Consider the following 11958-nt stretch of genomic DNA (forward strand, 5'->3'; position numbering starts at 1 on the left):
GGGAGTCCGACGGCGAAGAGCCCCTCCCTGACGCGTCCTCCGGCGGCGGGTCCCGCGCCCACGGGGACGACTTGGGGAAATGTTGACCCGCGAGGCAACCGGCGCACCGGATCGGAACGTCTCAAACGACGCCAAGACCGGCGTTCCCGCGGTCCGCGTCGGCGGACGTGGTGAGTCCCACACGCGTGGGCCTCGGGAACCGGATCACCCGGTCGTAGCGTTGAACGTTGTGGACGAGACGCCTCGGCTTTTGCCGGGGTCTCGTGGGGTTGGGATTCTGGCGACGATGGAGAAGCGTGTGATGACGGACGGTAAGCGGCGGCGCAGGGGTCTGGCGGCCGCGTCCGCTCTGCTCGGCGGAGTGCTGGTGCTCTCGGCGTGTTCCGGCGGGGACGACGACGCCGCCGCGGGGTCCGACGGCAAGGACACCTCGCAGGCGCAGGTCGACGAGGCGGCGGCCAAGAAGTCCTCCGAGGCGCGGATCGAGATCACGCCCAAGAACGGCTCGAACAACGCCTCCATCAACAACTCGGCCACCGTGACCGTCGACAAGGGCACGCTCACCAAGGTCACGATGACCAGCTCCGACGGCACCGTCGTCGAGGGCGAGATATCGGCCGACAGGAAGAGCTGGAAGCCCGGCGTCCAGCTCGAGCGCGCCACCACCTACAAGCTGGCCGTGGCCGCGAAGGACTCCCGGGGCCTCGTCGCCCACGAGAACGCGTCCTTCACGACGGTCTCCCAGGCCAACAGCTTCATCGGCACCTTCACCCCGGACAACGGCACCACGGTCGGCGTGGGCATGCCGGTGTCGATCAACTTCGACAAGGCGATCACGGACAAGGCCGCCGTGCAGAAGGGCATCACCGTGTCCTCCACCAGCGGCCAGGAGGTGGCCTGCCACTGGTTCAACGCCAACCGCATGGACTGCCGCCCCGAGCAGTACTGGCAGGAGGGCTCCACCGTCACCCTGAAGCTGGCGCTCGACGGGGTCGAGGGCGCCGAGGGCGTCTACGGCGTCCAGCAGAAGACGGTCACCTTCAAGATCGGGCGCAACCAGGTCTCCTACGTCGACGCGAAGACCAAGCAGATGAAGGTCACGCAGAACGGCAAGACCGTCAAGACCATCCCGATCTCCGCCGGCGCGCCCGAGACCAAGACGTACGAGGGCCAGATGGTGATCTCCGAGAAGTTCAAGGAGACCCGGATGAACGGCGCGACGGTCGGCTTCACCGACGACGACGGCAAGGGCGAGTACGACATCGCGGACGTGCCCCACGCCATGCGTCTGAGCACCTCCGGCACCTTCATCCACGGCAACTACTGGGGCGCGAAGTCCATCTTCGGCAGCGTCAACACCAGCCACGGCTGTGTGGGCCTCGCCGACACCAAGGGCGCGAACGACCCGAGCACGCCGGGCGCCTGGTTCTACAACAACTCGATCATCGGTGACGTGGTCGTCGTGCAGAACACCGGCGACAAGACCATCGCCCCGGACAACGGCCTCAACGGCTGGAACATGGACTGGGAGCAGTGGAAGGCGGGCTCCGCGATCTGACGCCCCCTCCGCCACGACGGAAGACCCACACCACCCGGCCGATGCCCTCGAACCCTCCCTCGGGAGCGGTGACGGGGGCATCGGCCGTTTCCGTCCCTCCGTCCCCAACCGCGCGATTCTGTAACGGAGTTCCGGCGATGACATCACAGTCACCCGGCGACTTCCCCACCTCTTCCGATCCCCCTTGAGCCGGTTGATCGTCCGTCGGCATACTCCGAGCACCGGGGGGTGCGCGCAGGCGTACGAGACCACCCCCGGCCGGGTGGTGCTTCGGCCGCCCGGCGACTCCGCTAGGGGGAACCTTGCGCAGACAAGTGAAAAGAGCACGCGCGGCCACGATCGCCACGGCGACCGCCGTGGCGCTCGCGGCGGGCATGGCCGGCCCCGCGTCGGCGAACGGGGAGGGCGCCACGGCCGCCGGCTCGTCCGCGAGCGCGGCCGCACTCAAGGGCAAGCACCGGATCACCCTCATCACGGGCGACCGGGTCACGCTGGACGCCGAGGGCCGCGTGGTGGGCCTGGAGCCGGCCGAGGGCCGGGAGCGCATACCCGTCCAGATCCGCCGCGACGACGGCCACACGCTGGTCGTGCCGGCCGACGCCGCCCGGCTGGTCGCGTCCGGCAAGCTGGACCGACGGCTCTTCGACGTCACGGAGTTGAGCAAGGCGGTGACCCGCACCGCGCACCGGAGCGGTCTGAAGGTCATCGTCGGCTACCAGGGCTCCGCGAGGACCGCCAAGGCCGAGGTCCGTGACGCGGGCACGGTCCGCCGGGCGCTGACGTCCCTGAACGCGGAGGCGGTGCAGACGCCGCACGAGGCCGCCGCCGAGCTGTGGGACGCCGTCACCGACGGCGACCGCACCGCCTCCGGTGTCGCCCGCGTCTGGCTGGACGGCGTCCGCAAGGCGTCCCTGGACACGTCCGTCGGGCAGATCGGCACCCCGAAGGCCTGGAAGGCCGGCTACGACGGCAAGGGCGTCAGGATCGCCGTCCTGGACACCGGCGTGGACGCCACCCACCCCGACCTCAAGGGCCAGGTGAGCGCGTCCAAGAACTTCACCTCCGCGCCCACGGCCGGGGACGTGGTCGGCCACGGCACCCACGTCGCGTCCATCGCGGCCGGCACGGGAGCCCGGTCGAAGGGCACGTACAAGGGCGTCGCGCCCGGCGCGACGATCCTCAACGGCAAGGTCCTCGACGACAGCGGCTTCGGCGACGACTCCGGGATCCTCGCGGGCATGGAGTGGGCGGTCGCGCAGGGCGCCGACATCGTCAACATGAGCCTCGGCGGCATGGACACCCCGGAGACCGACCCGCTGGAGGCGGCGGTCGACAGGCTCTCCGCCGAGAAGGGCGTCCTGTTCGCCATCGCGGCGGGCAACGAGGGTCCGCAGTCGATCGGTTCGCCCGGCAGCGCGGACTCCGCCCTCACCGTCGGCGCCGTCGACGACAAGGACCGGCTCGCCGACTTCTCCTCCACCGGCCCGCGCCTCGGCGACGGGGCCGTCAAGCCGGACGTCACCGCCCCCGGCGTGGACATCACGGCCGCCTCGGCGAAGGGCAACGACATCGCCGGGGAGGTCGGCGAGAAACCGGCCGGCTACATGACCATCTCCGGCACCTCGATGGCCACCCCGCACGTCGCGGGCGCCGCCGCGCTGCTGAAGCAGCAGCACCCGGAGTGGACGTACGCGGAGCTGAAGGGCGCGCTCACCGCCTCCACCAAGGGCGGCACGTACACCCCCTTCGAGCAGGGTTCGGGCCGCGTCCAGGTGGACAGGGCGATCGCGCAGACCGTGATCGCGGAGCCGGTGTCGCTGAACTTCGGCGTGCAGCAGTGGCCGCACACCGACGACAAGCCGGTCACCAAGAAGCTCACCTACCGCAACCTCGGCACCGAGGACGTCACGCTGAAGCTGACGTCGACCGCCACCGGACCGAAGGGCAAGGCCGCCCCGGCCGGCTTCTTCACCCTCGGCGCCTCCACCCTGACCGTCCCGGCGGGCGGCACGGCCTCCGTGGACGTCACCGCCGACACCCGCCTCGGCGGCACGGTCGACGGCGCGTACTCGGCGTACGTGGTCGCCACGGGCGGCGGCCAGACCGTGCGCACCGCCGCCGTGGTGGAGCGCGAGGTCGAGTCCCACACCGTCACGCTGAAGGTCCTCGACCGCTCCGGCAAGGCGACCGCGAACTACTCGACGTACCTGTCGGGCCTCGCCGGCCTGGGCAAGGACCGGTCGTTCGCGCCGTACGAGGCCGACGGCACCGTCAGCGTGCGCGTGCCCAAGGGCAGTTACGTCCTGGACGCCAGCGTGTTCGTGGGCGCCGACCCGGAGAAGTGGCGGGGCGCCGACTGGCTCGCCCAGCCGAAGCTGGACGTCACCAGGAACACCACCGTGACGGTGGACGCCCGCAAGGCCAAGCCGGTGAAGGTCACCGTGCCGGGCAAGGGCGCCAAGACGGAGTTCGCCCTGGCCGACTACACCGTCGAGACCAATGACAGCGCGGTCTCCTACGGCTGGTGGCTGGCGTCCTTCAGCGGCTTCCGCACCGCCCACCTCGGACCGCAGGTCACCGACGGCACGCTGATCCAGCAGTGGAACGCCCACTTCAGCAAGGGTTCCACGACGCAGTACAGCGCCGTCACCGGCGGCAAGGTGAAGAAGGTCGCCACCGGTTACACCCGCGCCCTCAAGGCCAAGGAGTTCGCCACCGTCCAGGTCGGCATGGGCGCGGCGGCGAGCGGCAAGAAGGGCTCCGTCAGCGCGTACGGCTGGCTGCCGGGCGGCTCCGGCGCCTCCGGGTTCGGCATGGAGCAGAAGCTGCCCAGCACCCGCACGCTGTACCTGTCCGCGGTCAACGGCGTGAAGTGGGACCTCGACTTCGAGCAGCAGAGCGGGGTCGACAAGGAGGGCTGGCCCGTCTACGACGCCGGCTACACCATCGGCGTCGACAAGGCCTACAAGGGCGGCAAGAGCTACCGGGAGACCGTCAACACGGCCGTCTTCGGGCCGCATCTCACCTCGGACCACGGCGTCTTCCGCGACGGCAACGACCTCTACGGCATGATCCCGCTGTTCTCCGACGGCAAGGGCCACGTGGGCTCCTCGGAGATCACGTCCGCCACGACGACCCTCTACCGCAACGGCAAGAAGGTCGGCTCCAACAAGGACCCGCTGTCCGGTGAGGCCTTCACCGTCCCGTCCGGTGACGCCGCCTACCGGCTGACCACCTCGGTCAAGCGGAGCGCCAAGGTCGCCGCCGCGTCCACCCGCGTCGACGCGAGCTGGACCTTCCGGTCCAAGAAGACCTCCGGCGAGAAGCACCTGCCCGTCTCCTCGGCCCGGTTCGCCGCGGTCACGGGGCTGGACAGCAAGGTCCCGGCCGGCAAGAAGGCCACCTTCCCGGTCGTCGTGGAGGGCGCCGCCCAGGGCAAGAACCTCAAGTCCCTGGCGGTGTACGTCTCCTACGACGGCGGCAAGACCTGGAAGAAGACCACGGTCAAGAAGGGCAAGGTGACCGTCAAGAACCCCGCCAAGGGCAAGGCGATCTCCTTCCGCGCCAAGATCACCGACAAGAAGGGCAACGCGTCCCTGATCTCGGTCTACAACGCCTACCGCGGCAAGTAGTCCCCGACGGACGTGACCACGGCGCGGTGAGACCGCGCGACGCACGACGGCCCGCCGGAGGCATCCGCCTCCGGCGGGCCGCCGCGTCGTGGCCCGGGCGTGCGCGGCCCGTCCCCGCCGGCGGCAGGCACAGCGAGCGTGGGCACAGTGAGCGTGGGCACACCAGGAAGTCTGGGTACGCGTTGCGCGTTGTCGCAGGCTGGACACCCGTGGGCCCGGCGGAGGACGCTCCGGGCGCACGACCCACCGAGGAGGAGAAACGCCGTATGACCACTGTCGCCGCGTACGCCGCGCCCGCCGCCAAGGCACCGTTGGAGCGCACCACGATCGAACGGCGCGCCGTCCGCGAGCACGACGTGCTGATCGACATCAAGTTCGCCGGGATCTGCCACTCGGACATCCACCAGGTCCGTGAGGGCTGGGGCGAGGCGATCTTCCCGATGGTGCCCGGCCACGAGATAGCGGGCGTCGTGTCCGAGGTCGGCCCCGGCGTGACCCGGTTCGAGGTCGGCGACCGGGTGGGCGTCGGCTGCATGGTCGACTCCTGCCGCGCGTGCGAGAACTGCCGGGCGGGCAAGGAGCAGTACTGCGTCCAGGGCCAGACTCCGACCTACAACGGCATCGGCCGGGACGGCGAGCCCACCTACGGCGGCTACTCCGAGAAGGTCGTGGTCGACGAGGACTTCGTCGTGCGCATCCCGGACGGCCTCGCCCTCGACGTCGCCGCGCCGCTGCTGTGCGCGGGGATCACCCTGTACTCCCCGCTGAAGCGCTTCGGCGCGGGGCCGGGCCGCAAGGTCGCGATCGTCGGCCTGGGCGGCCTGGGCCACCTGGGCGTGAAGATCGCGCACGCGATGGGCGCCGAGGTGACGGTGCTGTCGCAGTCCCTGCGCAAGAAGGACGACGGGCTGCGGCTGGGCGCCGCCCACTACCACGCCACCGGCGACCCGAAGACCTTCGAGGAGCTGCGGGGCGCCTTCGACCTGATCGTGTCGACGGTGTCGGCGCCGCTGGACTTCGGCGCGTACCTGTCGCTGCTGAAGACGGAGGGCACGCTGGCGAACGTGGGCGCGCCCGAGGACCCGGTCTCCCTGAACCTCTTCTCGCTGATCGGCGGCGGCCGCACCCTGGCCGGTTCGATGATCGGCGGCATTCCGGAGACCCAGGAGATGCTGGACTTCTGCGCCGAGCACGGCATCGGCGCGGAGATCGAACTGATCGCCGCGTCCGAGATCAACGAGGCCTACGAACGCGTCGAGAACAGCGACGTCCGCTACCGCTTCGTGATCGACACGGCGACGATCTGAGCCACGCCGCCGCGCGGGTCCGCGTCAGCGCCCCGCGGGCGACCCTGCGGCGGACCCGTGGGCCGCACGCGTGCGGGGCGGCGCCCCGTGGGCCGGGCGACCGGCTCCGGCGCCCGCCGGACCGGTGGGCGCCGCACGCGTCGTCCGGACGGGCGAGGTGCCCCGGGGCGCCCCGCCCGCCGTTCGCCTCACGCGTCCGCGTACTCCACGTACAGGGGACTGGCGACCAGGAGACCCGGGGATTGCGTGGCGGGGAAGCCCGTGGTGACGCGGGCGTAGCCGCGCATCGTCGCCGCCGTCTCCGGGTGGGTCTGGGCGTCGACGCGGGCCAGGAGGGCGTGGAGGGCGGTGACGAGGGAGGGACGGCGGCCGTCCGGGCCGGTGCCGAGGTCGTCGGAGAGGGCGGCGAGCAGCGCGCCGGGGGCGCTGGCGTCGGAGCCGAGGAGGTTCCGTACGAGCGCGCCGGACTGGCGGGTCTCGTCGGTGACGCGGGGCGGCGGTCCGGCGATCAGGTGGTCGGCCGAGCCGTGCAGCAGCAGCCGGACGGGACGGTCCGGCTCCGGGGCGTCCGCGAAGAACACCATCGTCGGGTCGGCGCCGTCCAGGACGAAGTAGTTGAGCGGCGCCTCGAAGGCGATCCACTGCCCCGGCCGCACCCCCGCCTCCGTGTACCAGCGCGCCGACTCCTCGACGCGGCGCACCACCCGCAGCAGGTGCCGGCCCCACAGGTCGGACGCGGGGCCGGGTGACGGGTCCACCTCCACCCCGCCGAACGGCGTGGAGACGCTGACCCGCTGCCGGGGCCACGCGGACCGCAGTCCGGGCAGAAACCGCGAGAGTTTCCGGTCGGACAGGTAGATGACTTCCTGCACTCCTGCTCCGTTCTTCACACGTCCTGGAGACCGAGGAACTCGAAGGCCGCCGGCGGCAGCAGCTCCGAGGGCCGGCAGAGCCCGTCCGGGCCCGGTTCCATGTCCCGCACGATGCGGTCCAGCAGTTCGTCGAGGCCCGGCCGTCCGTCCGGGTCCGGCCGCAGGCACGGCGCGACGACGTCCACGAAGGCGTCCGGCACGCCGCGGAGGTCGGGCTCCTCGGACTGCATGCGCAGCATGGTGCGCACGGGGTCGCTGCCCGGGTACGGGCTGTGCCCGGTCGCGGCGAACACCAGCACGGCGCCCAGCGCGTACACGTCGCTCGCGGACGTGACCTTCCGGGCGTCCAGCGCCTGCTCGGGCGACATGTAGGCGGGCGTGCCCAGCGTGGTGTGCGCGACGGTCAGCTTGCTGGCCGCCGCGGCCGCCGCCAGGGCGAGCCCGAAGTCGATCACCCGCAGACCGTCCACGCCGACCAGCACGTTGGACGGCTTGAGGTCGCGGTGGACGATCGCCGCCGCGTGCACCGACCGCAGCGCCTCGGCCAGCTGCGCCGCCACCCAGCGCAGCGCCCGCAGCGGCAGCGGCCCGCACGCGTCGACGAGGTCCTTCAGGGACGGCGCCGAGACGTACGCGGTGGCCAGCCAGGGGATGTCGCCGGCGGTGTCCGCGTCCACGACGGGCGGCGCGTAGAAGCCGTTCACACCCCGCGCCGCGGCCACCTCGCGCTGGAAGCGCCTGCGGAACTCCGGGTCGTCGGCCAGCTCCTCCTTGACGACCTTGACGGCGAGCAGCCGCCCGGCCGGGGTCCGCCCGAGGAACACCCGGCCCATCGACCCGCTGCCGATCCGCCGCAGCACCGTGTACGGCCCGACCCGGCGCGGGTCGAAGGGCTGCAGCGGCTTCCAGCGGGACGTGGGGTCCCACTCGTGGTGCTGGGGCCGCAGCACCGAACCGGCAGGCGGCGCCGCGGGCGACGGCACCCGGGGGAGGGACGCGGCGGCCTCCCGCACGACGCCGAGGGCGTCGATCAGCTCCCGGACCACCGGCGCCTCGACCGTGGCCGACGCCGACCGTACGGAGTGGCCCAGCTCGGTCATCTTGTCCAGGACGGCCTTGCTGTCGACCCCGACTGTCCTGGCCAGCTCGTAGACCCGTACGTTCGCCACACCCGACTCCTCCACCGGAGGCCCGTCCTGGCCTCGCAGGGGTCAAGAATATGGGTGCGGACGGGGCAATATACGGACAAACGCCGGGGCGTCGCGCGGGTGTTGACGTCAGTGCGGCGGCGTGGGCCGACGTCAGTGGGGCAGCGAGGCCGGACTGCCGCCGTTCGCCTCGTAGCCGGCGACCGCCAGGGCGCGGTACACCGCGAACTCGGCGGCCGGGTCCGGGGAGAGCGTCCACGGCAGCGCGCCGACGTGCCCGTCGACGTGTATGAGCTGGCTCATGGCCTCCGCCCAGCGCTCGGCGCGCACCAGGAAGAAGATCAGCATGTGCCGTACGTGCGCCAGCATCGGGTCGTCCGGGCGGGCCGCGTGCACCGCGTGCAGCGCGCCGTGGATCGCCTTGGAGACGGTCTCGCTCTGGTAGAACCCGCTGACCAGATTCACCTCCGGAAGGTGCTCGAACACCGCGAACAGCGGCATCGCGGCCAGCAGGGACCCCTGGGGCGCCCGCGCCGCCGCGGCCTCCGCGAAGTCGAACGCCTGCTGCCGCGAGCCGTGCCACTTCTCGCACCAGTAGTGCAGCGCGGCCAGGTGCGCGCCCATGTGCGCCGGGGCGCGGTCCAGGATCTTCAGCCAGACCTGCTCGAACTCCTGCTGCGAGTAACCGAGTCCGCGCGCCACGGACAGCTCCACGAGGTACGGCACCGGGTCGCCGGGGGCCAGCAGCGCGGCCTGGCCGCACGCCGCCTTCGCCTCCTCCATGATGATCCGGAACTCGTCCGTGCCGGGCGCGGCCGTGCGCCAGGCCTGCTGCACCAGGAACTCGGCGTGCACCGCGGCGCCGCCCGCGTCCTTGGGCGCCTCGGAGCGCCACACCCGCAGCCACTGGCCGCCCGGCGCCTCGGAGACCCCGCCGGGCCGCTGCGCCAGCTCCAGGGACGCGGCGCCCGCGAAGGCCTGCACCCGCTGCCAGCGCTGCTCGCCGTCCGCGGGCGTGCCCGCCAGCAGTTGCTGCGCCGCGCGGTAGTCCTGGGTGCGCTGCACCACGTCGAGGACGTCCAGCAGGTCCTGGTCGGGGCCGGGCATGCGGATGTCCAGCTCCTCCTGGAGCGCGAAGCCGTAGTCCGCCGGGTCCGCCGCGTCCGGGTGGCCGGGCGGGACCAGGCCCACGGCGCCGCGCCGGCGGCGAAGGAACGGCAGCACCACGAAGCCGAGCATGACGAGGGCGATCAGGACCCACAGAATCTCCATGTCACCAGCGAACCAGACCGCGCGGCCGGATGGCCAACCCGCTGCCCGGACCTGTGGAAAAACCCCGCCGCCCGCCCTCGGAAAGGCCCCTCCGCCCCGCCCGGCCGGCCGCGGACGTCATCACGGCGTTCCGCGCACTACCCTCGGGCGCATGAGCGACAGGCACATCAGTCAGCACTTCGAGACGCTCGCGATCCACGCGGGCAACACCGCCGACCCCCTGACGGGCGCGGTCGTCCCGCCGATCTACCAGGTGTCCACCTACAAGCAGGACGGCGTCGGCGGCCTGCGCGGCGGTTACGAGTACAGCCGCAGCGCCAACCCGACCAGGACCGCGCTGGAGGAGAACCTGGCCGCCCTGGAGGGCGGCCGCCGCGGGCTCGCGTTCGCGTCCGGACTGGCGGCCGAGGACTGCCTGCTGCGTACGCTGCTCGCGCCCGGCGACCACGTGGTCATCCCCGACGACGCGTACGGCGGCACGTTCCGCCTGTTCGCCAAGGTCGTGGCCCGCTGGGGTGTGGAGTGGTCGGTGGCCGACACCTCCGACCCGGCCGCGGTGCGGGACGCGATCACCCCGAAGACCAGGGCGATCTGGGTGGAGACCCCCTCCAACCCGCTGCTCGGCATCACCGACATCGCCGCCGTCGCCCAGGTGGCGCGGGACGCCGGCGTCCGGCTGGTCGTCGACAACACCTTCGCCACGCCGTACCTGCAGCAGCCGCTCGCGCTCGGCGCGGACGTCGTCGTGCACTCCCTGACCAAGTACATGGGAGGCCACTCGGACGTCGTCGGCGGCGCCCTGGTCACCGCCGACGCGGAGCTGGGCGAGGAGCTGGCGTTCCACCAGAACGCGATGGGCGCGGTCGCCGGGCCCTTCGACGCGTGGCTGGTGCTGCGCGGCACCAAGACGCTGTCGGTGCGCATGGACCGGCACAGCGAGAACGCGACCCGCGTCGCCGACATGCTCACCCGCCACCCGCGCGTGACGAGCGTGCTCTACCCGGGCCTGCCCGACCACCCCGGTCACGAGGTCGCCGCCAAGCAGATGCGCGCCTTCGGCGGCATGATCTCCTTCCGCGTCGAGGGCGGCGAGCAGGCGGCCGTCGAGGTGTGCGACCGCGCGCAGGTGTTCACCCTCGGCGAGTCCCTGGGCGGCGTCGAGTCGCTGATCGAGCACCCCGGCCGGATGACGCACGCGTCGGTCGCCGGTTCGCAGCTCGAGGTGCCCGCCGACCTGGTGCGCCTGTCCGTCGGCATCGAGAACGTCGACGACCTGCTCGAGGACCTGCAGCAGGCGCTGGGCCGCTAGGGTCCGGACGAGAAGTCCGCTCACCAGCCGGTCAGGGGTGGGGTCGTCTCCGACGGCGGCTCCACCCAGGGCCGGGCGGTCAGCGCCCACACGGTGAACGCCACGGCCGCCGCGCACAGCAGCAGCCACATCGCGCGCCGGGCGTACCTCCGGCGCCGCAGCACGCGGGCGCCGCGGCGCACGGCCTCCGCGGCGAGGTCGGGCGGCAGGACCGGGGGCCCCTGCCCCATCAGCCGCCGCACGCGCTCCTCGCGGTCCGTCCGGTTCACGCCGCCTCCCCGGTCATGACGGCACCGTGCCGACGCGTCCCGGCGCGGGGGCCGGCTGCGACGCGGGGCGCAGCATGACGGCCATCGCGCGGTTCTGCACGGCCCGTACGCGCTCGGCGGGGAGCCCCAGCAGGGCCGCCGTCCGGTCCTCGCCGATGCCCTCGTGCAGCCGCATGACCAGGACCAGCCGCTCCTGCGGGCTCAGCCCGGCCAGCGGGCCGCCGGGACGCGGACGGAAGGGGAGCCGCCCGCCGTGACGCAGGGTGCCGAGCGCGAACCTGATCACCAGGTACTGCCGGGTGTGGTCGTACGGGTCCTCGCCGTGCAGCCGGTCCCAGCAGGCGTACGTACGGGCCAGGGCGAGGGTGAGCAGGCGCCGGGCCCGCGGGTTGGCGTCCCGCGGCTCGGCGGTCAGCAGGGTCGCGGTGTGCAGCAGCCGTCCGCCCGCGCCCGCGACGTACGCCCGGAACTCCTGGGCGCGACGGACGTCGTCGCACGCATGCCCTGGTTGCACCCGCACCTCCCGTGGCCCCCGCGGGGGGCCGCCCCGTGCCGTGCGGCGGACGGGGACCCCCTCCCCATATCAGGCCA

Annotated in this window: 9 protein-coding genes; 4 read left to right on the top strand and 5 right to left on the bottom strand. The window is 72.5% G+C overall.

Annotated features, from left to right (window positions below; all coding sequences use genetic code 11):
• Positions 1–301 precede the first annotated feature (301 nt).
• The 3 genes from ACWH4W_RS10440 (at position 302) to ACWH4W_RS10450 (ending at position 6497) form a co-directional block, all read left to right on the top strand.
• A complete protein-coding gene (locus ACWH4W_RS10440) occupies positions 302–1558 on the top strand; it encodes a L,D-transpeptidase (RefSeq protein WP_473075486.1) in 1257 nt (418 codons plus the stop codon).
• 374 nt (positions 1559–1932) lie between these two features.
• On the top strand, positions 1933–5190 hold the full coding sequence (locus ACWH4W_RS10445; protein WP_473077465.1) for a S8 family peptidase: 3258 nt from the start codon (positions 1933–1935) through the stop codon (positions 5188–5190).
• 266 nt (positions 5191–5456) lie between these two features.
• Positions 5457–6497, top strand: a complete 1041-nt coding sequence (locus ACWH4W_RS10450) for an NAD(P)-dependent alcohol dehydrogenase (RefSeq protein WP_473075487.1) — start codon at positions 5457–5459, stop codon at positions 6495–6497.
• A 188-nt stretch (positions 6498–6685) separates the two neighbouring features.
• On the opposite strand, the gene ACWH4W_RS10455 is transcribed toward ACWH4W_RS10450, so the two are convergent.
• From ACWH4W_RS10455 to ACWH4W_RS10465, 3 genes are all read right to left on the bottom strand, one after another.
• A complete protein-coding gene (locus tag ACWH4W_RS10455) occupies positions 6686–7369 on the bottom strand; it encodes an SAVMC3_10250 family protein (RefSeq protein ID WP_473075488.1) in 684 nt (227 codons plus the stop codon).
• A gap of 14 nt (positions 7370–7383) precedes the next feature.
• Entirely contained in the window at positions 7384–8538 is a 1155-nt protein-coding gene (locus tag ACWH4W_RS10460; RefSeq protein ID WP_473075489.1) for a translation initiation factor IF-2 N-terminal domain-containing protein, read from the bottom strand.
• Positions 8539–8670: 132 nt separating this feature from the next.
• A complete protein-coding gene (locus ACWH4W_RS10465; RefSeq protein WP_473075490.1) occupies positions 8671–9789 on the bottom strand; it encodes a hypothetical protein in 1119 nt (372 codons plus the stop codon).
• Between the two features lie 151 nt (positions 9790–9940).
• On the opposite strand from ACWH4W_RS10465, the gene ACWH4W_RS10470 reads away from it, so the two are divergent.
• On the top strand, positions 9941–11098 hold the full coding sequence (locus ACWH4W_RS10470; RefSeq protein ID WP_473075491.1) for a cystathionine gamma-synthase: 1158 nt from the start codon (positions 9941–9943) through the stop codon (positions 11096–11098).
• Positions 11099–11118: 20 nt separating this feature from the next.
• On the opposite strand, the gene ACWH4W_RS10475 is transcribed toward ACWH4W_RS10470, so the two are convergent.
• The gene (locus ACWH4W_RS10475) at positions 11119–11367 is read right to left on the bottom strand and encodes a hypothetical protein (protein WP_473075492.1); all 249 of its coding nucleotides are present in this window, start codon (positions 11365–11367) and stop codon (positions 11119–11121) included.
• 13 nt (positions 11368–11380) lie between these two features.
• A complete protein-coding gene (locus ACWH4W_RS10480) occupies positions 11381–11881 on the bottom strand; it encodes a sigma factor-like helix-turn-helix DNA-binding protein (RefSeq protein WP_473075493.1) in 501 nt (166 codons plus the stop codon).
• Positions 11882–11958 lie beyond the last annotated feature (77 nt).

Source organism: Streptomyces sp. DSM 120436, assembly GCF_055778765.1.

Excerpts from the sequence above, each read along its gene's own strand:
- ACWH4W_RS10440 (WP_473075486.1), top strand. The coding sequence starts at position 302 with ATGACGGACGGTAAGCGGCGGCGCAGGGGTCTGGCGGCCGCGTCCGCT.
- ACWH4W_RS10445 (WP_473077465.1), top strand. The coding sequence starts at position 1,933 with ATGGCCGGCCCCGCGTCGGCGAACGGGGAGGGCGCCACGGCCGCCGGC.
- ACWH4W_RS10450 (WP_473075487.1), top strand. The coding sequence starts at position 5,457 with ATGACCACTGTCGCCGCGTACGCCGCGCCCGCCGCCAAGGCACCGTTG.
- ACWH4W_RS10465 (WP_473075490.1), bottom strand. The coding sequence starts at position 9,789 with ATGGAGATTCTGTGGGTCCTGATCGCCCTCGTCATGCTCGGCTTCGTG.
- ACWH4W_RS10470 (WP_473075491.1), top strand. The coding sequence starts at position 9,941 with ATGAGCGACAGGCACATCAGTCAGCACTTCGAGACGCTCGCGATCCAC.